The 25,186-nt window shown below is 76.2% G+C and carries 19 protein-coding genes; 12 read left to right on the top strand and 7 right to left on the bottom strand.

What is annotated here, in order from left to right; genetic code table 11:
- Window positions 1–21: 21 nt before the first annotated feature.
- Window positions 22–699, bottom strand: a complete 678-nt coding sequence (gene trhA, locus AFE02nite_RS11170) for a PAQR family membrane homeostasis protein TrhA (protein ID WP_034249741.1) — start codon at window positions 697–699, stop codon at window positions 22–24.
- Between the two features lie 110 nt (window positions 700–809).
- Here trhA and AFE02nite_RS11165 point away from each other — a divergent pair, with 110 nt between their 5' ends.
- From AFE02nite_RS11165 to AFE02nite_RS11155, 3 genes are all read left to right on the top strand, one after another.
- Window positions 810–1,304: a hypothetical protein gene (locus AFE02nite_RS11165; RefSeq protein WP_146819648.1), complete on the top strand. Its 495-nt coding sequence runs from the start codon at window positions 810–812 to the stop codon at window positions 1,302–1,304.
- A gap of 30 nt (window positions 1,305–1,334) precedes the next feature.
- Window positions 1,335–1,610: a hypothetical protein gene (locus AFE02nite_RS11160; RefSeq protein WP_034249736.1), complete on the top strand. Its 276-nt coding sequence runs from the start codon at window positions 1,335–1,337 to the stop codon at window positions 1,608–1,610.
- 93 nt (window positions 1,611–1,703) lie between these two features.
- A complete protein-coding gene (locus tag AFE02nite_RS11155; protein ID WP_146819647.1) occupies window positions 1,704–2,564 on the top strand; it encodes a hypothetical protein in 861 nt (286 codons plus the stop codon).
- A 14-nt stretch (window positions 2,565–2,578) separates the two neighbouring features.
- On the opposite strand, the gene AFE02nite_RS11150 is transcribed toward AFE02nite_RS11155, so the two are convergent.
- The gene (locus tag AFE02nite_RS11150) at window positions 2,579–3,079 is read right to left on the bottom strand and encodes a hypothetical protein (protein WP_261765586.1); all 501 of its coding nucleotides are present in this window, start codon (window positions 3,077–3,079) and stop codon (window positions 2,579–2,581) included.
- 224 nt (window positions 3,080–3,303) lie between these two features.
- Here AFE02nite_RS11150 and AFE02nite_RS11145 point away from each other — a divergent pair, with 224 nt between their 5' ends.
- A complete protein-coding gene (locus AFE02nite_RS11145) occupies window positions 3,304–3,957 on the top strand; it encodes a hypothetical protein (protein WP_146819646.1) in 654 nt (217 codons plus the stop codon).
- Window positions 3,958–4,173: 216 nt separating this feature from the next.
- Here the strand turns inward: AFE02nite_RS11145 and AFE02nite_RS11140 are convergent, their stop codons facing one another.
- On the bottom strand, window positions 4,174–4,854 hold the full coding sequence (locus tag AFE02nite_RS11140; protein WP_146819645.1) for a PadR family transcriptional regulator: 681 nt from the start codon (window positions 4,852–4,854) through the stop codon (window positions 4,174–4,176).
- Between the two features lie 211 nt (window positions 4,855–5,065).
- Here AFE02nite_RS11140 and AFE02nite_RS11135 point away from each other — a divergent pair, with 211 nt between their 5' ends.
- From AFE02nite_RS11135 to AFE02nite_RS11120, 4 genes are read left to right on the top strand one after another with little or no spacing between them, the layout of a single operon-like run.
- On the top strand, window positions 5,066–6,052 hold the full coding sequence (locus tag AFE02nite_RS11135; protein ID WP_146819644.1) for an ABC transporter ATP-binding protein: 987 nt from the start codon (window positions 5,066–5,068) through the stop codon (window positions 6,050–6,052).
- The gene (locus tag AFE02nite_RS11130) at window positions 6,049–6,789 is read left to right on the top strand and encodes an ABC transporter ATP-binding protein (protein WP_261765585.1); all 741 of its coding nucleotides are present in this window, start codon (window positions 6,049–6,051) and stop codon (window positions 6,787–6,789) included. Before AFE02nite_RS11135 ends, AFE02nite_RS11130 begins: the two co-directional genes overlap by 4 nt.
- 42 nt (window positions 6,790–6,831) lie before the next feature.
- Window positions 6,832–10,299 carry an FtsX-like permease family protein gene (locus tag AFE02nite_RS11125; protein ID WP_146819643.1) on the top strand — a complete coding sequence of 1,156 codons (3,468 nt, stop codon included), beginning with the start codon at window positions 6,832–6,834 and terminating at the stop codon, window positions 10,297–10,299.
- Complete coding sequence (locus AFE02nite_RS11120; protein WP_146819642.1) at window positions 10,296–13,133, top strand: FtsX-like permease family protein; 2,838 nt, start codon at window positions 10,296–10,298, stop codon at window positions 13,131–13,133. Before AFE02nite_RS11125 ends, AFE02nite_RS11120 begins: the two co-directional genes overlap by 4 nt.
- A gap of 6 nt (window positions 13,134–13,139) precedes the next feature.
- Here the strand turns inward: AFE02nite_RS11120 and AFE02nite_RS11115 are convergent, their stop codons facing one another.
- From AFE02nite_RS11115 to AFE02nite_RS11110, 3 genes are read right to left on the bottom strand one after another with little or no spacing between them, the layout of a single operon-like run.
- A complete protein-coding gene (locus tag AFE02nite_RS11115; RefSeq protein WP_186814542.1) occupies window positions 13,140–13,775 on the bottom strand; it encodes a TetR/AcrR family transcriptional regulator in 636 nt (211 codons plus the stop codon).
- A gap of 38 nt (window positions 13,776–13,813) precedes the next feature.
- Window positions 13,814–14,644: a hypothetical protein gene (locus AFE02nite_RS17435; protein WP_186814541.1), complete on the bottom strand. Its 831-nt coding sequence runs from the start codon at window positions 14,642–14,644 to the stop codon at window positions 13,814–13,816.
- Window positions 14,641–15,384: an ABC transporter ATP-binding protein gene (locus AFE02nite_RS11110; RefSeq protein WP_146819640.1), complete on the bottom strand. Its 744-nt coding sequence runs from the start codon at window positions 15,382–15,384 to the stop codon at window positions 14,641–14,643. The genes AFE02nite_RS17435 and AFE02nite_RS11110 overlap by 4 nt, the downstream gene beginning before the upstream one ends.
- Window positions 15,385–15,990: 606 nt before the next feature.
- On the opposite strand from AFE02nite_RS11110, the gene AFE02nite_RS11105 reads away from it, so the two are divergent.
- Window positions 15,991–16,944: a zinc-binding dehydrogenase gene (locus AFE02nite_RS11105; protein ID WP_034249068.1), complete on the top strand. Its 954-nt coding sequence runs from the start codon at window positions 15,991–15,993 to the stop codon at window positions 16,942–16,944.
- 234 nt (window positions 16,945–17,178) lie between these two features.
- Complete coding sequence (locus AFE02nite_RS11100; protein ID WP_307726048.1) at window positions 17,179–18,588, top strand: endo-1,4-beta-xylanase; 1,410 nt, start codon at window positions 17,179–17,181, stop codon at window positions 18,586–18,588.
- Window positions 18,589–18,655: 67 nt separating this feature from the next.
- Here the strand turns inward: AFE02nite_RS11100 and AFE02nite_RS11095 are convergent, their stop codons facing one another.
- A complete protein-coding gene (locus AFE02nite_RS11095) occupies window positions 18,656–21,310 on the bottom strand; it encodes a substrate-binding domain-containing protein (protein ID WP_146819639.1) in 2,655 nt (884 codons plus the stop codon).
- Window positions 21,311–21,672: 362 nt separating this feature from the next.
- Here AFE02nite_RS11095 and AFE02nite_RS11090 point away from each other — a divergent pair, with 362 nt between their 5' ends.
- Both AFE02nite_RS11090 and AFE02nite_RS11085 read left to right on the top strand, forming a co-directional pair.
- Window positions 21,673–22,716: a LacI family DNA-binding transcriptional regulator gene (locus tag AFE02nite_RS11090; protein ID WP_261765584.1), complete on the top strand. Its 1,044-nt coding sequence runs from the start codon at window positions 21,673–21,675 to the stop codon at window positions 22,714–22,716.
- A 189-nt stretch (window positions 22,717–22,905) separates the two neighbouring features.
- Window positions 22,906–25,182 carry a glycoside hydrolase family 6 protein gene (locus AFE02nite_RS11085; protein ID WP_261765583.1) on the top strand — a complete coding sequence of 759 codons (2,277 nt, stop codon included), beginning with the start codon at window positions 22,906–22,908 and terminating at the stop codon, window positions 25,180–25,182.
- Window positions 25,183–25,186 lie beyond the last annotated feature (4 nt).

The raw sequence follows: 25,186 nt of genomic DNA, 5'->3' as shown, positions 1-25,186 counted from the left end.
CCTGGTCGCCGGGCGACCGACTCAGGCGGGCAGCACGTACAGGTACATCAGCAGGTAGTGCAACAGCGCGCCGAGCACCACCAGCACGTGCCAGATCTCGTGGAACCCGAAGACGCCCGGCACGGGGTTCGGCTTCTCGACGACGAAGAGCACGAAGCCGACGCTGTAGACGATGCCGCCGGCCGCCATCAGCGCGTACGCCCCGAACGGCAGGGACGCGCCCGCGCCCGCGAGCAGCACGGGCATCCAGCCGAGCGCGATGTACAGGGTGTTGGTCACGTACTTCGGCAGCGTGCGCAGCACCGAGCGCAGCACGATGCCGATGGCGGCGATCACCCACACCGCGCCGAGCACCGCCCAGCCGTAGGTGTTCCGGAAGAGCACCAGCACCAGCGGCGTCACGGACCCCGCGATGAGCAGGAACACCGAGTCGTAGTCGAGCGTGCGCAGGATCTCGTTGACGCGCGGGCCCCGGTCGATGCCGTGGTGCAGCGTGCTCGACACGAAGAGCATCAGGACCGAGAACGCGTAGACGGCGAAGCCGACGATCTTCCACGCGTCGCCCTGAGCGCCGGCCTGGGCGATGAGGATCGCCGACCCGACGAGGGCGAAGCACGACGCCGCGAGGTGCGTGATGGTGTTGACGCGCTCGTCGGTGACGTGGACGCTCCCGTCCCTGCTCCTGGGGGCTGGTTCCACGGCCTGCCTTCTCGCGACCACCGGCCGCCGGGTGTCGGCGGCCGCGGCGCGGTGCGCACCCGCGCCGCCGAAAGCCTAGCGACGCCGGACGCCGCCCCTACGCTGGCGCCGTGCGGGAGGAGCGGCGGGCCGAGCTGCGACGTCGGTACCTGTCCCTCGGCACGGGCGAGCTGACGGCGGCCGGGACGTTCGCCGTCGTCGCGCTCCTGGCGGGCCCGCGGCTCGGCGGGCCGGACGGCGTCCGGGCGCTGTGGTCCGCCGTCGTGCCGCTGCTGGTGGTGCTGGTCCAGGCGGGCGCGTACTGGCTGCTCGCGCGCACGTACGTGGGCCGGGCCCCGATGCCGACGGCGGCCGCCGCGGCGTTCCGCGCGTGCCGGGTGGCGGATGTCGTCGTGCTCGCGGCGGGGCTCGCGGGCGTGGTCGTCTGGTGGCCCGGCGGGGTCGCGGGCGTGCTGGTCGCGGGGGTGTGGGCGTTCGGCGTCGTGGAGTACGTCAACTACTTCGCGGTCCGGCTCTCGTGGCCGGCGCGGACGTGGCTCGCGGGCGTGCGCAGCCGCCGCGTCCCGCGGCTGGTCCTGGATCTGCGGGAGGCGTCGGCGCGCTAGACTCTCGAACAGGTGTTCGAGGGAGGTGTCATGCCCATCGCCGGTCAGCGCGCGGTCGTCAACGGGGAGCGCCCGCCGGACCCGCCGGTCAAGCCCCAGGGCAACGTGCCGGTCATCGTGCACCTCGTGTGGTCCGACGGCGCGGAGGAGTGGCGCCCGGCGCGCGCGATCCGCTGGACCTCGACGCACGTCATGGTCGGCTGGGGCGACGAGGCGGCCGAGCGCGGCCGCGAGCACTGGACGTGGCTGAAGGCGCAGGACGTGATGCGCTCGGTGCGCTGGCTCGTCCCGCCGCAGCGCGGCTGAGCGGCCCGAGGGGTGGCCGGGGTGCGATCTTCGTGCCACCCTGTATTTTCCACGCCAAGACCGGACAAAGTGGTCCACGAGCCGGGAGCGCCGATGAACCACGCACGCACGTCCGTCGCCACCCGCCCGCGCGCCTCGCGCCCGGGCGCGACCGCCGGGCGGGCGACCGCCGGGCGCGGGACCGTCCGGCGCGCGACCGCCCTCGCGGCCGTGGCCGCCGCGCTCCTCGCGGGTTGCGCCGCGCAGGCCGACAGCGGGGCGGACGACGGCGGCCCCGACGTGGACCCCGCCGTCGCGCCCACGTCGTCGTCGGAACCGGTCGACCTCGCGTCGTTCGCGCCCGTCGACAACGCGACGTGGCTCGGCATCCAGGCGGCCCCGGAGGCCTCGGCGGGACAGCGCATCGTCGTGCACGCGTTCGTCACCCGGACGTACACCGCGACCGGCGGCGGGACGCTGCAGGTGCGGGTCACCTCCGCGCAGCCGGCGAGCGAGGTGGAGGGCACGGTCGCCGTCCTGCGCGGCAGCCCGGACGTGCTCGGGGCCGCGCAGATCGGCAGCGTGCTGCGGGTGCACGCCGAGGTCGCGGGCGCCTACGCCGGGCCCACGGGCGGCGCCGCCAAGATCCCCGAGCTCACGGTTCTCGCCGCGGAGGACGTCGGCCCCTACGACCTGTCGGCCGACGTCACCGTCGGCGAGGTGTCCCGCGGCAGCGGCCGCCTGCTGGTCCCGGTCACCGTGCGCAACAGCAGCGACGCCGTCCTGACCTACCGCGTCGACCTCGTCGCGACCAGCGCGGACGGCACCGTGCAGCAGTCCGGCGCGCGTCCGGAGTTCGCGTCCCTGGCGCCCGGGTCGAGCGCGTCGATGGACGTCCGGCTCGAGCCCGCGTCGGCGGACGCCGTCCTGAGCATCGCCGCCGTGACGCGCACCCTGCCCGACGCCGCCCCCTGAGCCCGCGCGCCCGGCTAGTGGCCGGACTCGGGCCGCGCCTCGTGCCCCGGGCGCCCGTGGGTGCGGTTGCGCTCCTTGAGCTGCGCCTCGTACACGTGCCGCCGGCCGGCCAGCAGGCGGTCGCGCGCCTCCTGCTCCCACCGCCGGAACGCCGACCAGTAGCCGTCGTCGTAGTCCTCGACCACCTGGAACGTCCAGCGGTGGCTGAGCACGTTGCGCCCGAACAGGTCCTCGCGCATCGCCCGGGCCAGCTCGTCGTGGCCGGCGGCCTCGAGCGCGTCCAGGGCGTCGCGCAGGTCGTTGTCGGCGCGGCCGGTGAGCCGGTGGAAGCCGTACAGCATCCCCCGCGCCTGCTCGACCACCTCGAGCGCGGCGGTGAGCTTCCCGACGGCGTCGACGGTCGCCTGGTCGACGCCCGGTGGCACGAGGTGCGCATCATCGGGCCCGTCCGCGGTGGTCCGGGCCGACAGGGGTGCGGCGTCGTGGAAGACGGCCGCGCGGGCGTCGTCGTTCATGGGGGCAGGGAACGACGCGAGCGGGCGCGCGGCAACCGGAGCGGGTCGCGCGGTGCCGCGCGTGTGGGGCGTGGGGGTCGTTGCGCCCGATTCGCGGCATCTCAGGTCACGGAACGGTCACGGATGCGCATCGAAGCGGAGAACGGTGCCAGCGATCGCGGGTCGTGCGACGTCTACAGGTCAAGGGGGCGTTGAGGAGCGTCCTGACGTCCGGAGGGGGATCGGTGGGTCGGCGCACGGCATGGCTCGTCGCGGTACCGCTGCTGGCGGGTACTGCCGCGCTCGTGCTCGGCGCTGCCGCGACGGCGGCGGCCGCGGTCGTCCTCACGCCGTACGAGATGCCGGCGCCCGGGGTGCTGGAGGCCGGCCGCGGGGTGCTCGCGTCGACGTTGGGGGACCTGACGACCCCGCGCGCGCTCGCACCCGTCGCGGCCGGCGTCCTGCTCGCCGGGCTGACCTGGGCCGTGGGGCTCGGACTGGGCGCCCAGCGGCTCTTCCCACGCCGTCGGCGTGCGCTCCCGGCGATCGGCGCCGTGCTCGTCTCGGCCGCCGTCGCCTGGGTCGCGATCGGCGTGGTGGCCGCGGCCGAGGCCGACGTCTGGGCCGTGACGGTGGACGACGCCGTGGACGCGGTGCTGGTCGCCGCCGTCGGGACCGGCCTGCTGGTCTTCCTTCCGGCGGGCCACTTCTGGCGGCCCGCCACGCGGCGGCCGGCGGTGGCCGCGCGGCGGCCGGCGTCGAGCACGCGTCCGGCACCGCGCGCGGACCTGCACTCGGTCCCGCACCAGGGTTCTCGCCCGGTCCCCGGACGGCCAGCGCGGGCGACGCCGGTGACCGCGAAGTCGGCGGTCACACCGAGGCCTGCGGGCCTCCTCTGAGCGGTGGGTGTCGTGAGGGATGGAGGGCCCGACCGGCACCCACCGGAGACGTGACGGCCCGGGCGCGCGGAGGGGCGCGTCCGGGCCGTCCGAACGTCCGCCCGTGCGTACACGGAGCGCCGCACCTGTGACGCAGGTGACCCGTGGGCCAGATGTGACGTCCCACCTGTCCCAGGGTTCGCACCCGTACCAGGAGCGGCGGTGCGTGCGCGCCGGTCAGGACTCCGGGGTGTCGTCGCCGTCGGCGAGGATCCGGTAGAGCTCCTTGCGGGTCGCCACGAGCACGGCCGCGGCGGCCGCCTGCTGCGCGGGCGACCCCACCCGCACGACCTGCGCGACGGCGTCGCGCGCGGCCAGCACCTCGCGGCGCAGCGCGAGCGCGGGCCCGGCGTCGGTCGGGCCGGCCCACGGCTCGCCGAGCTGCTCCGCGTGCTCGCCGACGTAGGCGCGGCCCGCGTCGGTCAGCGAGGCGGTGCGACGGCCGTCCACCGAGTCGATCGTCACGAGCCCTTCGTCCTCGAGCGCCTGCAGGGTCGGGTAGACCGAGCCCGGGCTCGGCGTCCAGAAGCCCTGGCTGCGTGCGGAGATCTCCTGGATCAGCTCGTAGCCGTGGCGCGGCTGCTCGGCGAGCAGCACGAGGATCGCGGCGCGGACGTCGCCGCGACCGCGTCCGCGGCCTCGCCCGCGGCCGTGCCGCCCGAACGGGCCGGGTCCGAAGCCGCCGCCCGGGCCGAACCCACCCGGGGGACCGAACCCGCCGGGGGGGCCGAAGCCGTCTCCGGAACCGAACCTGCCGGCCGGGCCGAAGCCCTCTCCGGGGCCGAAGCCCGGGCCACGTCGGCGTCGGCCGCCGCGTCCGTCGAACGGGGGCTGAGGGAACGTCGGGTGCTCACCCATGCTGACACCTCCGAGATGTCGTCTATCTATCGTCGAGCCATCACGATATATCGCTCTATCGCGCAAGTGAAGCCCCCGACGGCTCCTCTCGTAACGGTTCGGACGCGACAGTCCAGTTCCGTCCCCGTGATCTTGAGTTTGTGGGCAGGATGCCGACGACGGGACCCGGCGCAGGGTCCAGCCCCGGAGTGCCGAGCAGAGAGGCGACGGCATGACCCAGACCGTGACGTCCGTGGCGTCGCCCCTGGCTGCGCCCGGTCCCGGCCAGGGCGCCGGCCACCACGAGTACGGGGCCGACGCGCTCATCGTCTGCGACAACCTCGTGCGGATCTACCAGGTCGAGCAGATCGAGGTGCAGGCGCTGCAGGGCCTCGACCTGCTCATCCACCCGGGCGAGATGGTCGCCATCGTCGGCGCCTCGGGCTCGGGGAAGTCGACGCTGCTGAACATCCTCTCCGGGCTCGACGTGCCCACCGCGGGCCGGGCCCGCGTCGCCGGCTGGGACCTGCTGCACATGACGACCGCCGACCGCCTCGCCTACCGCCGCGAGGTCGTCGGCTTCATCTGGCAGCAGACCGCGCGGAACCTGCTGCCGTACCTGACGGCCGTCGAGAACGTCGTCCTGCCGATGGCGTTCGCCGGCACCCGCGCGCGGGCGCGCCGCCGTCGGGCGACCGAGCTGCTGGAGATGCTGGGCATGGGGGACAAGGCGCACCGGCGGCCCGGGGAGCTGTCGGGCGGCGAGCAGCAGCGGGTCGCGGTCGCCGTCGCGCTCGCCAACCGCCCGCAGGTGCTCTTCGCCGACGAGCCGACCGGCGAGCTCGACTCCGCGACGGGCGACGAGGTCTTCGCGGCCCTGCGCGCGGCCAACACCCAGCTGGGCGCCACGGTCGTCGTGGTCACCCACGACGAAGGCGTGCACACCCAGGTCCAGCGCACCGTCGCGATCCGCGACGGGCGCACGTCGTCGGAGGTCGTGCGGCGGACCGAGGTCGACGAGTTCGGCGCCTCCTCCGTGGTCGCCGAGGAGTACGCGGTGCTCGACCGCGCCGGCCGCCTGCAGCTGCCCAAGGACTACCGGTCCGCGCTCGGCCTGCGCGACCGCGTGCGCCTCGAGCTCGAGCAGGACCACGTGGGCGTCTGGCCCGACGCCGGACGGTCGCGCCGCGGGCGCGGCGACGAGGAGGGTGCGTCGTGACCGCGCAGACGGGCCGCATCCCGGCCACGGGGCCGGCGGCCGCCGGCACCTCCGGCACCGCGGTCAGCGTCGTCGACGTCTCGCGCACGTACCGGTCCTCCGGCGGCGACGTGCACGCGCTCGCCGGCATCACCTTCGACGTCCCCCGGGGCCAGCTCGTCGCGCTCGTCGGCCGGTCCGGCTCGGGCAAGACGACGCTGCTCAACTGCATCGGCGGCCTGGACCGGCCGACGTCGGGCCGGGTGCGCATCGGCGAGCACGAGGTGACCGCGCTGGACGAGACCGGCCGCACGCGGCTGCGCCGCGACGAGCTCGCCTTCGTGTTCCAGACGTTCGGCCTGGTCCCGCTGCTGTCGGCGGCGGAGAACGTCGGTCTGCCGATGCGCCTGCGGCGGGTCGCGCCCGCCGAGCGCGAGGCGCGCGTGGCCCACCTGCTCGAGCTGGTCGGCCTCGCGCCGCACGCCGCCCAGCGGCCGTCGGAGCTGTCCGGCGGTCAGCAGCAGCGCGTCGCGATCGCGCGGGCGCTCGCGAACTCCCCGCGCCTGCTCGTCGCCGACGAGCCCACCGGTCAGCTCGACGCCGAGACCGGCGCGGCGATCATGGCGCTGCTGCGGGCCGTCGTCCGCGCCGAGGGCATGACGGCGATCATCTCCACCCACGACGCCACGCTCATGGCGATGGCGGACCGCACGATCCGCCTGGCCGACGGCCGGCTGGTCGAGGACACCCAGGGCTGAGCCGGACCGGTGACGACGACGACGCGCTCGCGAACCGGGAGCGTGCCCACCGGCACCCCGGGCGTCGGCGCACGCTCGCGGCGCCCCGTCCGCCCGCGCCCGGGCCTCTGGCTCCTGCGCATCGTGCGGCACCGCGCCGGCACGCAGTGGCGGCTGCTGGCCGTCACGGCGACGGTCGCGCTGCTCGTGGCCACGCTGGTGGCGACGCTCGCGCTCGTCCTGCACCTGACGGAGAACCGGGGCGTCGGACAGGCCCTCGCGAGCGACCCCGAGCGCGCCCGGCTCACGGTCTCGCTGGGCGACCTCGACGTCTCCGTGACCGAGGCGAGCGAGGGCGTGTCGGCGGCGGTGTCGGACATCCTCGGCGCGCCCGTCGCGCTCGACGTCCATGCGACCTCCGACCTGTACGGGGTGGCCCGGCCCGGCATGATCGACGCCCTCGCCTACGTCGACCGCCGCGACAGCATCGAGTCCTCGGCGACGCTCGTCGACGGGACCTGGCCCGGGGCGTGGGCGGGCGGCGACGAACCCGTCCCGGTCGCGGCGCCCGTCGTCGGCGCCCAGGCCTTCGACCTCGAGGTCGGCGACACCCTGGTCCTCAAGGACCGCATCGGTGAGGCCGACGTCGTCGTGCGCATCGACGGCCTGTACGAGGTGGCCTACCCGGACCGCACGGACTGGGGGCGAGACCGCCTCGGGGGGTGGGCCTACTCGGACAGCTACCCCGTGCCGGGCAGCGGAGGGTTCCTGTCCACCGAGGCCTTCGGCCCGCTGGTCGCGTCGGCGGAGACGGTCGACAGCGGGGTGATCCAGGTGCTGCGCTCGCTGCTGCGCGTCGCCCCCGACCTGTCGGAGATGACGGCCGCCGACCTGCCGGCGCTGCGCACCGCCGCCGACACCATGGAGGACGAGGTCGGCTTCCGCGTCGACGCGCTCGTGGGCGGTGCCGACGTCTCGGTGCCCCTGCGGTTCCTGCTCCGGGACACGATGACGGGCGTCGTCGTCACGCGCGCCGGGGTGGCGGTCGCCGCGGTCATCCTGCTGCTCGTCGCCTTCGCGGCCCTGCTGCAGACCGCCCGGCTCGTGGCCGACGCACGGAACGCCGAGCACGACCTCATGCGCGCCCGGGGCGCCTCGCGCGCGCACCTCGTGGCGGCGCTCGTCGTCGAGACCGGGACGCTCGGGGTGCTCGTGGGCGTCGCCGGGCCCGTGCTCGCGCCGCTCCTGCTGCGGGCCCCCGGCGGCCCGCTCGCCGACGGGCTCACGGGCGGTGTGCTCGACGGCGTCCGCGCGCTCCCCTGGACGGCGTGGGCCGCGGGTGGCGTCGTCGCGCTCATGCTGGTCGCGGCCACGCTCGTCCCGCTGCTCGGGGCCCCCGCCACGTTCGTCGAGGGCCAGCAGGCGCGGGGTCGCGCCCCGTGGGCGGGCTCCCTCGCGCGGCTGGCCGCCGACGCCGTCGTCGTCGCGCTGGCGGTGGGCGCCTGGCTGCAGCTGCGGTCGTACGGCGGGCTGCTGGTGGGCTCGGGCGCGGGCCTGACCGTCGACCCGGTCCTCGTCGTCGGCCCGGCGCTGCTGCTGCTGGCCGCCGTGCTCGTCGGCGTCCGGGTGCTGACGCTCGTCACGAGGCTCGCCGAGCGGGGGGCGGCGCGCGGGCGCGGCGTCGTGCTGCCGCTGGCCGGCTGGGAGCTGGGGCGTCGCCCGCGTCAGGCGGCCACGGCGGTGCTCCTGCTCGCCGTCGCGCTCGGCGCCGCGACCTTCGGCCTGACGCAGTCCGCGACCTGGGAGACCTCGCAGCGCGACCAGGCGGCGTTCGCCGTCGGCGCGCCCGCCGTGGTCGACGACGACGGCATGCCCGGCACCGACGCCGGGGCGCTGCTCGCGGGCGGGGCCAGGCCCGAGCCCGTGGCGCGCGGCGTCGCGCACGTCGGGCAGCGGCGCTCGGGCCAGGCGGACCTCGACGTGGGCTTCTCCGGCGTGACCACCCAGATGCTCGCGGCGACCGGGCCGGCGCGCGCGATGCTCGACGTCGGCCGGCTGGGGACCGAGGGCGGCGCGACCGTCGCGGCGCTGCCCGCCCCCGGGCCGACCACGGGCGGCATCGATCTCGGCGACCAGGTGGTCGGCATCGAGGTCACGATCGAGATCACGGGCACCCAGCTGCCGGTGGGCCCGGCGGTCGTGCTGCGGGCCGTGATCGAGGACGGCGCGGGCGTCCTGTCGACCGTCGAGCTCGGGATGTACCCGCTCGAGGCCCGCACCGAGACCGTGGCCAAGCTGCTCCCGGAGGTCCGGCTGCCCGCCGTGCCGACGGCGCAGCAGGCCGCGGACCGGCTCTCCGCCGCCGCCGCGCTCCGCTCCTACCCGCTGCGGCTGGTCGGCCTGCAGGCGATCGTCGTCGACAACGGCATGCCCTACGAGTCCTACGGGCTGCCCTACGACGCCGACATCATGATCACCGAGCTGGCCGCCCTGCGGCCGGCCGAGAACGTGTCCGCCGTCGACCCCGCGGACTGGGTCGAGGACGACTTCCACATCATGGGCGAGGAGGTCGGGGTCGTGCGCGACCCCATCGAGGTTCCCGCCGACCGCTGGGAGGTCGCTGGCGACGGCCTTGCCCGCGAGGGCGACGCCCCCATCGCCTCCCCGCTGTGGGTCCGCGCGGTCGGCACCGCCGACCTGCTCGCCTGGCGGCCGACCATGGGCGCCGTCGTCGCGTGGGAGCCCGTGCTCGAGATCCCGGCCGTCGTCTCCAGCGCGCTCGCGGAGCACCTGGGTCCGGACGTGGAGATGATCGGGATCAAGGCCGAGGGGGTCGTGGTCCGCGGCGTCGTCAGCGGCGTCGTCGAGCACGTCCCGACGCTGACCGACCGCCTCGCCGTCGCCGTCGACCGGACCGCCCTGTCGCGCCTGCTCGCGCAGGGCGGCGCCTCGGCGACGCTCGTGGACGAGTGGTGGGTGGACGCGCCCGATGCCGACGCGTGGGCGGCCGCCCTGCCCGCCGACGCCGCCGGCCGCCCGCTCCAGGACCGCGTGACCACCCGCACCGGGGCGACCCAGGAGCTGCTCGAGCACCCGCTGCGCGCGTCGACGCCCGTCGTCCTCGGGCTGCTCGCGCTCGGCGGCGCGGTCGTCGCGGCCGTCGGCTTCGCGGTGCACACCGCGGTGTCGGTGCGCGGCCGCGGCCTCGAGCTCGCGCAGCTGCGCGCCGTCGGCCTGACGCGCGGGCGCCTCACCACGGTCCTCGGGCTCGAGGTCGCCGTGCTGGCCGCGCTGGGCGTCGTCCTCGGCCTCGCGGCCGGGACCGGGGTCACCGGACAGGTGACCCGCCTGCTCATCAGCGGGGCCGACGGCGCGGCGCCGATCCCCGCCGTCGTCCTGGCGCCCGCGCGGGGGCTCGGATGGGTCGCCGTCGTGCTCGCCGTCGTCGTGGGCGTGCTGGCCACCGGCATCGCCGCCGCGCAGCGGGCCGCGAACCCCGCCGAGCTGCTGCGGGCGGGGGAGTCGCGGTGAGCGGGCGCGGGGCGGCGGAGGTCGCCGTCGTCCGAGTTCGCCAGCGCGACCGGCGCCGGCGCGTGCTGCCCATGCTCGCCGCGGTGCGCCTGCTCGGGGTGCGCGCCGCCCGGCGCGACGTCGTCCTGCTGGGGGCGTGGTTCGTCGTCGTCGCACTCGCGGTGGGCGTGGCGGTCGGCGGGCCGCGGCTGGCCACCCGCGTGCTCGACGAGGGTGCGCGCGAGACCGTCGCCGCGGCCGGGCGCGACGCCGACCTCGTGGTCACCGTCGGTGGCTCGCGCGCCGACCGGGCGATGCGGGCGATCGACGACCTGCTCGTCGACATCGCCGCGCCGGGCCTGCGGACGGTCGTCCACGAGGTCGTGGTCTCGTTGACGGGCGCGACGACGCCCGTGCTCACCGTGGCGCGTCCGGACGCGTCGGGCCCGGGGGAGCCGGTGGCGGCCCCCGACAACCTGGCCGTCGGCCTCACGCTGCTCGACTCCCGGGTGCCCGCGGACTCCCTGGTGCGGGTGGTCGAGGGCGAGCTGCCGCGCGAGGGACGCGTGGCCGCGACCGACACCTTCCGCGTCGCCGTCCCGGCGGCGGCGGCGGAGGCCTGGGACGTGCAGGTGGGCGACGTCATGGTGCTCCCGAGCCGGCGCGTCGCCGCGCTCGGCGAGGAGCCGCCGACCGTCGCCGTCGAGGTGGTGGCGCTCGTCGAGGCCGTCGACCCCGACGCCCTCGTGTGGAGCGACGACGTCGGCGTGTGGACCGCCGGCCGCGGGGACGCGATGGCGCTCCTCGCGCCGCCGCAGCTGGCCGGCGCCCTGGACGCGGCGCTCGGTGGCACGGCGACCACCGTCCTGCGGTACGTGCCGGACCCGGCCCGCTTCGACGACGAGGTGGCAGGCCAGGTCCGGGCCGACCTGCGCCGGCTCGAGACCAGCGCGGAGACGCTGCTGCCCGCGCGCATCCAGTTCGGCGCCGCGGTGACGAGCGCGCTGCCCGAGGCGCTCGACGACTTCGCCCGCGCCGCCCGGTCCGCCGCGGCGCAGATGTCGGTGCCCACGCTCGGCGCGGCCGGCACGGTCGCGCTCGTCCTCGTCCTGCTGGCCCGCCTCGTCGTCGAGCGCCGGCGCAGCGTCCTCGAGCTCGAGCGCGCCCGGGGGGCCGCCGTCGGGACCGTGCTGCTGCGGCTGGGCGTCGAGGCCCTGACCGTGACCGTCGCCGCGGCGACCGCGACCCTGGCGCTCCTGGCCTGGCTCCTCCCCGGGACCACAGAACCCGTGGGGCTCGCGGCGGTCCTCGCGGCAGCCGCTCTGGCCGCCCCGGCGTGGGGCAGCGTGCTCGCCCGGCGCGCGTGGTCGGGCTCCCGGGTGCCGGCGAACCGGCGCGACCGCGCCCGGCTGGTTCGCCGACGCGCGGCCGCGCGCGTGGTGGGCGAGGTCGCCGCGGTGCTCGTCGCCGCGGCCGCGGCGGTCGCCCTGCAGCGCCGCGGGCTGCTGCAGACCTCGACGGCGTCGACGGACCCGTTCATCGGCGCGGCGCCGCTGCTCGTCGCGCTCGCCGCGGCGGTCCTCGCGCTGCGGCTGTACCCCTGGCCGGTGCTGGCCGCGAGCGTCCTGGCGCGCCGGTCGCGCGGCGCGCTCGGCGTCGTCGGCGCGAGCCGGGCGCGGCGGGCCCTGCAGCCGCTGCCGCTGCTCGTGCTGACCCTCGCCGTCGCCGTCGGGGTGGGCGGCCTGCTCCTGGTGAGCACCATCCGCGCGGGCCAGGTCCGCGCGTCGTGGGACCTCGTGGGCGCGGATGCCATGGTGACCGCCGACGACGTCGGCCTGCTGGCCGCGCGGCTGCGCGACGAGCCCGGCGTGACCGAGGTCGTGGCGGCGCGCGTGGTCAGCGGCGCGCGCGCGGACCTCGGCAACCGCGACACGGAGGTCACGGTGCTCGCCGTGGACGAGCCGTACCGGGTGACCCTCGAGGGCCTGCCCGGCGCCGACGTGAACCTCGCGGCCCTGGACCGGCTCCCCTACGGCACCACGGTGCCCGTGCCGGAGCGCGGGGACCCGCGCCCGACGGTGCAGGCCGTGGTGAGCCCGTGGGTCGCCGAGCGCATCGGTTCTCGCGGGCTCTCCCTGTGGGTGTCGGGCGCGCGGACCGAGCTCGACGTCGTCGGGACCACGACCTACGCACCGCTGGGCTCCGGGCGCGGCCCGTTCGTGTTCCTCGCCCTGGGGACCCTCATCGCCGACCAGGGCGCGCTGCCGCCCACGGTCGCCTGGGTGCACGGGCCGGGCGCGGCGGAGGCGGCCGCGGCGGTGGTCGGGGCGCTCCCGCCGGACTCCGCGGACACGGTGGGCACGGCCACGGCGACCTCGCGGGCCGCGTGGCTGGCCGAGAGCCGCGCCGACGCGCTCGTCCAGGGCGTCGAGCGCACGCTGGTGATCGGCGCCCTCGTGGCCGCGCTGCTCGCCGCCGTCGGTGCCGTCGCGACCGCGCTCGCGGGTGCCCGGGAGCGGGGCCGGACGCTCGCGCTGCTGCGCACCCTGGGCATGCGGCCGCGCCTGGGCTGGTGGCTGGCCGGGGTGGAGCTCGCGCCGGTCGTGCTCGCGGCGCTGGTCGCGGGTGGTGCGGCGGGCGCGTTGGTGGTGACCCAGCTCGGCACCGCGATGGGGCTGGACGTGCTGGTGGGCGGTGTGCGGACGCCGGCCATCGTGGTGGACGGCGCGGCGCTCGCCTGGGTCGCGGTCGGCGCGGTCGCGCTGCTGCTGGTCGCGGTCGCCGTGGACGCGCTCGCGCACCGCCGCATGCGGCTGGCCGAGGTGCTGCGGGTGGGCGAGACGCCGGGCGGCTGAGCCGCGCTACGGCCGCAGGGCCCGCAGGAGCACCGCCACGGTCGCGTCGAGGTCCGGCTCGGCACCGGGCCCGACGGGCGCTTGGCTCACCGCCCCGAGGTGCCCGACGAGCGCGTGCAGCAGGCTCCCGCCGAACAGGAGCCCGGCGACGGCGCCGGCGTCCGCCTCGCGCGACGCGCGGCCGAGGTCCTGCTCCGCGCGCAGGTACGCGACGGTCGCGGAGAACGTCTGCTGCGGCCCGCGCTCGCCGTGCACGCGCGCGAAGAACTCGTGCAGCAGAGGCGCGTCCCCGAGCAGGCCGGTGAACAGCGGGGTCAGGGCCAGCTGGAGCCGCACCGACGCCGCGGCGAGGGTGCGCAGGTTGCCCGCGAGGGTGGCCGCACCGGGCTCGGGCAGCGCAGCGACGTACTCCTCCGACGCCGCCGCGGCGGACTCCACCAGCGCGGTCACGACCAGGTCGTTCTTGTTCGCGAAGTGGTTGTAGAGCGCGCCGTCGGCCACCTGCGCCTCGTGCGCGATCTGGCGGGCCGTGAGCCCGACGCCGTGCGCGGCCACCAGGCGCTGCGTCACGGCGACGAGGTGCCGGCGCAGGGCCCCGGGCGAGGACTCCTCGCTCAGGACCTTCGCGCGTCGCGGGCTCACGGCCCGATCCTCCCAGGTCGGCCGGGCCGCGCGGGCCGTCAGGTGACGTCCCGCCGCGTCGAGGCGATGTACGCGCCGGCGACGCCGATCACCGTCCAGCCCACGAGCACCAGGCCCGCCGCGCCCTGGCCGAGCAGGTCGCCGTCGGGCGCGTTGCCGAGCGCGAGGGCGGCCATCGCGGGGAGCCACTTCGCGACGTCGGGCAGCAGGCCCGCCACGGCCGTCTCCAGCACGTACAGCCACAGGATCGCGGTGACGATCGCGCCGGCCGGGGTGCGGATGATCGTGCCGAGCGCGACGCCGAGCACCGCGTAGAGCGCGTTCCAGGCGACGATGCCCGCGAGCGTGCGCAGCACCGTGGCGTCGCCGAGGGTCGCGGGCAGGTCGATGTCCGTGCCGGCGTACCAGGCGGTGGTGCCGAGCCACGCGGCCACCGCCACGACGACGCCGAGCGCCGTGCCGACGGCGGCCAGCGTCACGGCCTTCGCGCCGAGCACGCGGCCCCGGCGGGGCTCGGACAGCAGCGTGTCGACGACCGTCCCGTGCCGGTGCTCGCTGGCCGTCGCCAGCACGCCCAGCACCAGGGCGAGGATCGCCGCGAGGCCGCCGTGCCCGAGCACCTGGCGGAGCCCGTCGAGCGTCCGCAGCCGGTCCTCGGGGATCCCGCCGGACGCGACCGCCCCGCTCAGGGCCAGCACCGTCATCCCGACGGCGGACGCCGCCACCCAGCGCGGCGCGCGCGTGCTCGCGAGCTTGCGCAGCTCGGCGGCGACCAGCCTGCCCAGCGGGCGTCGTCCGCGCTCCCCGCCGCCCGCGCGGGAGGCGGCCACGCCGGCGACGACGGCGGCCACGGCCGCGTGCGCGCTCATGCCGCCACCCCCGCCGTGCCGGCACCGGCGACCGTCAGGCGCAGGAACGCGGCCTCGAGCGCGTCGGCATCGCCCGGTCCGGCGGGGCCGGCGAGCTCGGCGAGGCCGCCGTCGAACCGCAGGCGGCCCTCGCTGACGATGACGATGCGGTCGGCGGTGCGCGCCACCTCCGCGAGCAGGTGGCTCGAGACGAGGACGGTGCGGCCGTCGTCGGCGGCCTGCCGCAGGAAGCGGCGCAGCCACGCGATGCCCTCGGGGTCCAGGCCGTTCGCGGGCTCGTCGGCGATGAGCACGGCCGGGTCGCCGAGGAGGGCGGCGGCGAGCCCGAGCCGCTGCCGCATGCCGAGGGAGTAGCCGCCGACGCGACGGTCCGCGGCGTCGGTCAGCTCGACGAGGTCGAGCACCGCGTCGACGCGCGCGCGGTCGAGGCCGGCCGCCGACGCGATGACGCGCAGGTGGTCGCGCCCGGTACGGCCGGGGTGGGCGCCGTCGGGCCCGAGGAGCGCGCCGACCTCGCGGCGTGGCCGGGGGAGGGCGGCGTAGGGCCGGCCGCCGATGAGCGCGCGGCCGGCGGTGGGCGCGACGAGCCCGAGGATCGCGCGCATGGTGGTGGTCTTGCCCGCGCCGTTCGGGCCGAGGAAGGCGGTGACAGCCCCCGGCCGGATCTGGAGCGAGACGTCGTCGACGGCCGTGACCGCGCCGAAGCGCTTGGTCAGGCCGTCGAGGGCGATGTCGGTCACGATGGTCCTCCTGTAGTGAACGGGTGTTCATATGAACGTGCGTTCAGAATAGGCACCCCCAACCCCGGAGTGCAACGCCCGCGCGTGCCGGCCCTGTGTCGTCGGCCCTGTGTCGTCGGCCGTGCGTCGGCCCCGCATCGGCCGTGCGTCGGCCGTGCGTCGGCCCTGCGTCGCGCCCCCGCGCCGGGCCCCACCGTGGGCTCCCTCCCGAACACCCACCGCCGCTCCTGTGACGCATGTGACCAGCGGGGCTGGTGTGACACCCCAGGAGACCCACGGCGCACACCCGTACCAAGAGCGGCGGTGGATGTTCGGGAGGACGGCGAGGAGGCCTCGGCCCGGGGTGGTCGGCGACGTCGCGGTGAAGCTGGACGTGTCGGTCCCGGGAGGCGGCGACGGACGTTCTGCCGGCATACCCCCGGGGGCATTTGGGGCCACCCCGACAGGCCGGACAAACACCTAGGACGAAGGTCCCAAACGCGCCCGCGGCCTTTTCCCCGAACCTGGACGTGGCGACGTGGCCGGCTCCGCTCTGACGCCCGACGACGGCGCTCGCCGCGGGCAACGACGCCCGGGGCGACCGCGGAGGGTCCTGGAGGGCGACGCATGAAGGCCTGGCACTTCCACTACACGCACAAGCCCCTCGAGCGCGCGGAGATCCCGGAGCCGACACCCGGCCCGGGTGAGGTCGTGCTGGACATCAAGGCCGCCGGCCTCTGTCACTCCGACGTCGGTGTCCTCGACAAGGAGGACTGGCTGGCGATCATCCCGAACCGCCCCATCGTCATGGGGCACGAGATCGCCGGCGTCGTCAGCGCGGTGGGCGAGGGGGTGACGGAGGTGGCCGTCGGCGACCGGGTCGGCGTCTGCCCGACGGGCGCCAGCCCCACCAACCCGGGGTACGGCCGCGACGGCGGCTTCACCGAGAAGCACGTCTGCCTGCCCGGCGACCTCGTGAAGATGCCGGACGGCCTCTCCTACGAGCTCGCGGCCCTCGGCACCGACGCGGGCATGACCTCCTACCACGCGATCATGACCATCGGCGGCCTGCAGCCCGGCTGGAAGGTCGGCGTCATCGGCTTCGGCGGGCTGGGCCAGGTCGGCGCGCGCGTCGGCGTCGTCAAGGGCGCCGAGGTCCACGTCGCCGAGGTCAACCGCGACCTGTGGGACCGCGTGCGGGAGATCGGCGTGGCCGACGTCGTGGCCGACGCCGCCGAGTGGGCCGGCCAGGGCTTCGACCTGATCGTCGACTACGCGGGCTTCGGCGAGACGACGACGAACGCCGCGAAGGCCGTCCGCCGCGGCGGCACGGTGGTGCTGGTCGGCATGGGCAAGCTCGAGTTCACCCTGCACACGATGGACATGATCCTGGGTGAGGTCCGCGTGCTCGGCTCCAACGGCGGCACGCCGCAGGACATCGCGGACGTCTACGAGCTCCTCGCGTCGGGCGAGATCGAGCCGACCGTGACCGTCGTCGGCTTCGACGACATCCCGGCGTACCTCGACAAGCTCCGCGCCCACGAGGTCACGGGCCGGGTGGTCGCCCACATCGCCGACTGAGCGGCGTCGGGGGCCCGCGCCGCTCGCGGGTCCCGCGCACCGTCACCGCTGCACCCACGGACCGGGGGTTCGCCTCGCGAGCCCCCGGTCCTGCGCGTCCGGACGCCTAAACGGTTCGCCCGCTGCTGCGCGCCCGACGGCGGCAGAACACTGACCGGTGCTCGATGCCGTGGCACGTGCCGCGGCGCCGTCGATCACGAAGGGGTGCGGCAGATGAGGACAACGAGGGGGGCGGTGCCCGGGACGCCCCGCGCACGGCTGGCGGTCGCGGCAGCGGCCGTGGCGGGGATGGCGGCCGTCCTGCTGGCGCCGTCCGCCACCGCGGCGGACTCGCTCAAGCAGCTGGCCGACGCGCAGGGCTTCGACATCGGCTTCGCGGTCGACCCGAACCGGCTGGGCGAGTCGCAGTACCGGCAGATCGCGGACACCGAGTTCAACTTCGTCGTCGCCGAGAACGCGATGAAGTGGGACGCGACCGAGCCGAACCAGGGCCAGTTCTCGTGGTCGGCCGCGGACGCGGTGGCGAGCTACGCGCGCACGTCGGGCAAGGGGCTGTACGGGCACACGCTCGTCTGGCACAACCAGCTTCCCGGCTGGGCGTCGAACCTGGGCGGCTCGCAGCTGCTGTCCGCCATGCGCAACCACGTCTCCACCGTCGCCGCGCGGTACGCCGGTCAGGTCGAGGCGTGGGACGTCGTCAACGAGGCGTTCGAGGACAACGGCTCGCGGCGCCAGTCGGTCTTCCAGCAGCGCATCGGCGACTCCTACATCGAGGAGGCCTTCCGGGCCGCCCGCGCCGCCGACCCCGGCGCGAAGCTGTGCATCAACGACTACTCGACCGACGGCATCAACGCGAAGAGCACCGCGATCTACAACCTCGTCAAGGACTTCAAGGCCCGCGGCGTCCCGATCGACTGCGTTGGCTTCCAGGCGCACCTCATCGTCGGCCAGGTGCCCGGCGACATGCAGCAGAACCTCCAGCGGTTCGCCGACCTCGGCGTCGACGTCCGCATCACCGAGCTGGACATCCGGATGAGCACGCCCGCCACGTCGTCGGGCCTGCAGCAGCAGGCGCGCGACTACGAGCGCGTCTTCGACATCTGCCAGGCCGTCGACCGCTGCCAGGGCGTGACCATCTGGGGCATCAGCGACAAGTACTCGTGGGTGCCCGGAACCTTCCCCGGCCAGGGGGCGGCGCTCGTCTGGGACGAGAGCTACCAGCGCAAGCCGGCCTACGCGGCCATCGCGACCGCGCTCGGCGACATCGACCCGACGCCGGACCCGACGACCGAGCCCACCACCGAGCCCACGACCGAGCCGACGACGGACCCCACGCCCGACCCGACCGGTGACTGCACCCTCGCGGTGCGCGTGACGAACACGTGGCCCGGCGGCTTCCAGGGCGAGGGCACCGTCACGGCGGGCAGCTCGGCGCTGAGCGGCTGGACGACGTCGTTCCGGTTCGACCAGGGCGGCATCGGCACCCTGTGGAACGGCACCGTCTCGTCCTCCGGCGGGTCGTTCACCGTGGTGAACGCGCCCTACAACGGCACGGTCGCCGCCGGCGGCTCGACGTCGTTCGGTTTCGTGGGCACCGGCGCCGCGCCGGCGAACATCACGCAGGTGAGCTGCGCGGCCCGCTGACCTGCGTCCTCCCGTCGCCCGTCCGACCCCCCGGGGCCGGGCGGGCGACGCGCGTCACCGGGTCGGCTCAGCGCGCCAGACCGGGCGCCTCGCGCGCCGCCACGGCCTCCGCCGCCCGGACCGCGTCCGCGGGGTCGTCGAAGGGCAGCACGCTCGGCACGACGCCGACGGCGAACAGCCGCCGCTGCTGGCCGGGCAGCTCGTCGAGGGCGGCGGCGAGGCGCGCGGCGCCCGACGCGTCCGGGTGGTCGACCAGCGCGCACACCACGGTCCGCGCGTCCAAGTGCCCGACGACGTCGCCCTGCCCGGAGCCGGCCTCGAGCCGCTCGGCCAGGGCCGGAGCGGCGTCGGTCGCCGTGGGGCCCCCGGCCGCGGCGTCGGTGTCCCGGCGCCCCGGCACCCCTGAGATTGCGTGCAGGACGGCGATCGCCGCGTCCGCCTGACCGCGGTGCGCCCGGCCGAGCATCGTGCCGAGCCGGTCGAGCACCGACGCGCGGTTCGGCAGCCCCGTGCCCGCCTCCCGCAGGACGCCGGACACCATCGCGAGCTCGGACTCCTTGCGCTCCGTGACGTCGACCAGGGCGCCGAGCAGCCGGGCCGGCACGCCGGCGCCGTCCATCACGGTGACCGCCTCGCACAGCAGCCAGCGGTACGCGCCGGACGGCTGGCGCACCCGGTGCTCGAGGCGCATCGGCTCGTTCGCGCCGCCGAGCTGGGCCGCCAGCAGGGCGGACAGGGCGATGCGGTCCTCCGGGTGGGCCCGGTCCAGCCACTCGTTGGGCGAGTCCGTGAGCTCGTCCGGTGCGATGCCGAACAGCTCCGCGCACCGCGGGGACCAGTGCACGACGCCGCGCGTCACGTCCCAGTCCCACACCGCGTGCCGCAGCGCCGTCAGCCACAGCCGGTGGCGCTCGTCCGCGGCGTCCCGCTCCGCCGTGAGGGCGAGGTTCTCGGCCGCCGCCTGCTCGAGCTCACCGAGCCGGCCCTGCAGGTCCGCGAGCCGCTCCTCCTCGTCGAGCGCGAGCGCGAGGAGCGCGCCCCAGTGCTGGTGCCGCTCCCGCGAGTGCAGCATCCGCGGGTCGAGCCGCCCGGTCACGGCGAGCAGGCCCCAGTCGCGCTCGCCGGACGACACGGGCACCACGAAGACGAGCGTCGCCCCGTCGACCGGCTCCGCGCGCAGCAGTGGGGTGGGCGGGAACTGGGCCGCGGCCATCCGCCGCCCGACGCTGCGCGCGAGCGTGCCCGACCGGGCGACCGCGCCGGCGACCTCGATCTCCCGGCTGCCCGACGGCGTCGGGCGCCCGGTCCACAGGCCGAGGCAGGCGTTCGTGCGCCCGCTGCCCGGCAGCCAGGTGAGGCACCGGACGTTGCCGCGCGCGGTCGCGAGGTCGACGTCGACCTCGTACTGCTCGGCGATCGTGCGCTCCATCGCGGCCTCGCGCGCGGCGGGCGGGCGCTGACAGCCCTGCGCGAGCGCGAGGAGCACGTCCGTGACCGCGCGTCGGTGCGCCACCGCCCGCGGGCCGGCCGGGAGCAGCGCCGCGACCTCCTCTTCGAGCCCGCGGACGGCCACGACGCACTGCTCGAGCGTCTCGGGGTAGGGCTCCATCGCCGCGGTGAGGTCGCGCAGGCGCCGCAGCGTCGCCGACGACGGCGGCGTCCCCCGCTCGGCCGCGGAGTCCAGGACGGCCAGCACGGTCTCGGCCCACGCCGTGTCGAGCGTCTGCGTGCCCCGGACCCGCCGGGACGTCACCGGGCCGGCGAACGCGCTCGCGGCTACCCGGCGCAGGTCCTCCGCCGCGGGCGTGCCCGGCTCGTCCGCGGGGACGTCCCCCGTGGTGTCGGCCCGGGCGCAGCCGCAGGACTCGAGGGCGACGAGCGTGGCGGGCACGTGGCGCGTCGGCGCCGGCTCGCCGCGCAGCTGCGCGAGCACGTGCGCCACGGCGAGCTCGCCCACGCGGTCGTGGTGCGGGTCGACGGTCGTCAGGCGCGGGGTGACGCGCGCGCCGCCCTCGGTGTGGTCGAAGCCGACGACCGCCAGGTCTCGCGGCAGCACCGTCCCGGCCCGCTGGAGGCCGCGCAGGAACCCGATCGCGGCGAGGTCGGTCGCGGCCAGCACCGCCGTCGTCGGTGAGCCGGCGCGCACGGCGGCCTCGGCGGCGTCCGAGCCGGCCGGCACCGTGTTGCCCGGTGCGGGGTGGAACCAGTCGTCCTCCGGCGTGATGCCGTGCGCGGTGAGCGCGGCCAGCCATCCCTCGTGGCGCTCGCGGATGTCGCGCTGCTCGAGGTCCCCGACGAAGCCGATGCGCCGGTGCCCGTGGGCGACGAGGTGGTCGACGGCCGCGCGGGCGCCGCCGTGGTTGTCGGGTCGCAGCACGGGCACGTCGAGGCCGGGGTCGTCGGTGCCGACGAGGACGACGGGCCGCGACTCGGCGAGCAGGTCGTGCAGCCGCTCGGGCGCCAGCGCGTCGGTGATCACGACGACGGCGTCCATCACCGCGAGCGCGCCGGGCTCGGCCGGGACGGGGCGCGGCTGGTGGCGCTCGCGCGCCAGCCGGGTGGGGAAGGTCTGCACCGCGACCACCCGCATCCCGGCGCGCGCCGCCGCCCGGGTCACCCCCGCGATGATCGCGCCGAAGTAGAAGCCGCCGACGAGCGGCGAGACGACGCCGATCGTGCGACCGACGCCTCCGCTTCCGGCCCCTGACCGAGCCGTCCCCATTGTCTGCCCCCATCACGGAGTGCCGGCTGCCCCACGCCGGCCCCGGTCAGCGTAGCCACGCCACCGCCGTCCGGCAATCATGGGAAAGGAATGCGGCCGGCGGCCCGGGAATGGTACGCGCGCGGCCGTCGTTGCTGGTCAGCGGGCTCGGGTGCCGGGGTGGACGGACCGCGATGGCGTCGGGAAGTGAATTCAGAAAATGCACCGAAGTGCCTCGGAATTGTTTCGGGCGCGCAACGAAAACATAGCATCTCGCGCTCCTGTTGACGTTCTGCGATTCGGGGACGAGACTGACGGCCCTCTGCGGCGGGGCGGTCGCGGGGACGGGCCGGCGCGTAGCTGCCGGACCTCAGCAGGGGGCGATGATGACCCTTTCCGGCGTGCGTACGCACCGGCCGACGATCACCGACGTGGCCCGGGCCGCGGGTGTCTCCACCGCCGTGGTCTCCTACGCGCTCAACGGGCGGCCGGGGGTCTCGGCCGCCACGCGCGAGCGGGTGCTGCGGGTCGCGGAGGAGTTTGGCTGGCGTCCCGACGTGGCGGCGCGGTCGGTGCGCGGCGGCCCGCGCACCGTCGCCCTGGTGGTGATGGACCGGCCGGGCACCCTCGCGCGCGACGCCGGGTTCCTCGACCTCGTGGAGGCGGCGCGCGGCGTGCTGGCCGGGCAGGGCTACAGCCTGGTGGTCCAGCTGGTCGACGCCGGCGAGGACGTCGCGCAGACGTACCGGCAGTGGTGGGCCGAGCGGCGGTTCGACCTCGTCGTGCTGCCCGACCTGCTCGCGGACGGCCCGCGCGTCGCCGCCACCGCCCGCGTGCGGGCACCGGCCGTGCTCCTCGGGCCGTGCCCGGGGCCCGATGCGCCGCCGGCCGTCTGGTTCGACGAGGACCAGGTGGCGGTGGCGGCCTTGTCGGGCGTCGCCGGCTCGGGCCACCGCGAGGTCGCCGCGGTCGCCGGCCCGCTGCACCTGCGCGCGCCGCGCGCGCGGGCGGACGCGCTGAGTCGCGCGGCGGACGCCCTCGGCGTGCGGCTCGCGTGCCGGGAGACGGACGCCACCCCGGAGGGTGCAGCGGCGGCGACGCACGCGCTCCTGCAGGGCGAGCGGCCGCCGTCGGCCGTCGTGTACGACGGCGCCGCAGCCGCCCTCGCCGGGCTCGAGGTCGCGCGCCGGCTGGGGGTCCGGGTCCCGTGGGACCTGTCGGTCGTCGCGCTCGGCGACTCCGCCCTGTGCCGACTGGCGTCGCCGCCCGTCACCGTCGTGCCGCTGTCGCTCGCCCAGCTGGGCGCCGCCGTCGGTCGCGCGGTGCTCGACGTCCTCGAGGGGTCGCCGGAGCACCGGTACGTCGTCCCGGTGAGCGGGCTCGTGCTCCGGGGGAGCACCTGCCCGCACGTCGCCCGCGCGTCCTGAGCCGCAGCCGACGCGCGGCCGGGTACGCCCCGCGCCCGGCTGGCGGGAGCGATCCCACTTTGCTGGGGACCTAAAGGTTTAGGGCGCCTGACCTCGTTCGCCGCGGGTGTGATGCTCGCAGCGGCCGCCGCGGGACCGCGGGCGGCTCGCGCCGGGCGACCGGTGCGCTGGACGATCCAGGAGGTAGGTGTGTCAACGACGACAAGGCGGCGCAGCAGCGCTGCCCTCCTCGCCACGACCCTCGCCGTCGGCGTGGGCGTGGCCCTGGCGGCGCCAGCCGCAACAGCCGCGCCGGCACACGTGGACAACCCGTTCGTGGGCGCCACGTGGTACGTGAACGAGAGCTGGGCCGCGAGCGTCGAGGGCGCCGCGTCGCGCGCCGGTGGCGAGCTCGGCGAGAAGATGATGGCGGTCGCCGACGAGCCCACGTTCGTGTGGATGGACCGGATCAGCGCGATCGCGGGCAACGCCGACGGCCCCGGCCTGCGGGCCCACCTGGACGCGGCGCTCGAGCAGCAGCAGGGCAGCACGCCCATCGTGTTCGGCCTGGTCATCTACGACCTGCCGGGACGGGACTGCTACGCGCTCGCCTCCAACGGTGAGCTGCCGGCGACCGCCGCCGGGCTGGCGCGCTACAAGAGCGAGTACATCGACCCGATCGCGGAGATGCTCGCCGAGCCGCAGTACGAGGGCATCCGGTTCACCGCGGTCATCGAGCCCGACTCGCTGCCGAACATGGTGACGAACATGAGCGACCAGAAGTGCGCGACGGCGGCGCCCTTCTACCGCGACGGCATCACCTACGCGCTCGACGAGCTGCACGCGATCCCGAACGTCTACACCTACGTGGACGCGGCGCACTCCGGCTGGCTCGGCTGGGACTCCAACCTCGGCCCGGCCGTGCAGGAGTTCGCGAGTGTGGCGCGCGGCACCAGGGCGGGCTTCGCGTCGATCGACGGCTTCGTCACCAACACGGCGAACTCGACCCCGCTCGAGGAGCCGTTCCTGCCCGACCCGACGCTCAACGTCGGTGGCAACCCGGTGCGCTCGTCGTCGTACTACGAGTGGAACTCGTACTTCGACGAGGCCGACTTCACGGCCGCGTTCAAGCAGCGCCTCGTCGCCGCCGGCTTCCCGTCCACGGTCGGCATGATCGTCGACACCAGCCGCAACGGCTGGGGTGGCGAGGACCGTCCGACGGCCGTCTCCACGTCGACCAACCTCAACACCTACGTGAACGAGTCGCGGGTCGATCGCCGTACCCACCGCGGTGCGTGGTGCAACCCGCTGGGCGCCGGCATCGGCGAGCGGCCGACGGCGTCGCCGGCGGCGCACCCGCACCTGGACGCCTACGTCTGGGTGAAGCCTCCGGGTGAGTCGGACGGCTCGTCGACCGAGATCCCGAACGACGAGGGCAAGGGCTTCGACCGCATGTGCGACCCGACCTACAGCGCCTCCAAGCTGGGCGGCGCGATGACGGGTGCCACCCCGGACGCCCCGGTCTCCGGCAAGTGGTTCGAGGCCCAGTTCCGCACGCTCGTCGCGAACGCCTACCCGCCGATCGGCGGCGGCACCACCCCGCCGCCCGTGGACACCCAGGCGCCGACGACGCCCGGCCGGCCCACGGTCTCCGCGATCACCGCCACGGGCGCGACCCTGACCTGGGCGGCCTCGTCCGACAACGTCGCCGTCACGGGCTACACCGTGCGCGACGCGTCCGGCGCGGCCATCGCGACCGCCACGGGCACCACTGTCGCCCTGACGGGGCTGACCCCGTCGACGGCGTACAGCGTCACGGTCGTGGCGCGCGACGCCGCGGGCAACGTCTCCTCGGCCTCGCCCGCCGCGACGTTCACGACGTCGGCCGGGCAGGGCGGCGACACGCAGGCGCCGAGCGCCCCGGGTACGCCGTCGGCGTCCGTGGTCACCGCGACCTCGGCGACGATCAGCTGGCCTGCGGCGACGGACAACGTCGGCGTGACCGGCTACACGGTGCAGACCAGCACGGGGACGCCGCTCGCGACGTCGACCACGACGAGCGCCACCCTGACGGGGCTCACGGCCGACACCTCGTACACGGTGCGCGTCGTGGCCCGTGACGCGGCCGGCAACGTCTCGGTGCCGTCGGCGTCGGTGACGTTCCGGACTGCGGGCGGCGGCACGGACCCGGGCGGCGCCTGCGAGGCCGCCCTCACCGTGCCGAACGCGTGGCCGGGCGGCTACCAGGCCAACGTCACCATCACGGCGTCCGAGGCGATCACCGGGTGGTCGACCACCCTCACGCTGCCGTCGGGCAGCGCGATCAACAACCTGTGGAGCGGCGTGAACGTCGGCACCACGGGCTCGGTCACGGTGACCAACGCCGCGTGGAACGGGACCCTCGGCGCCGGCGCGTCGACGAGCTTCGGCTTCGTCGGCGTGGGCACGCCGCCCGCCGCGGGCTCGCTGGACTGCACGGCCGGCTGAGCAC

The sequence above is a fragment of the Actinotalea fermentans genome (assembly GCF_007991475.1).
Taxonomy (GTDB): domain Bacteria; phylum Actinomycetota; class Actinomycetes; order Actinomycetales; family Cellulomonadaceae; genus Actinotalea; species Actinotalea fermentans.
The sequence above is the reverse complement of the archived record's forward strand: the minus strand, read 5'-3'. Positions and strand labels throughout refer to the sequence as shown.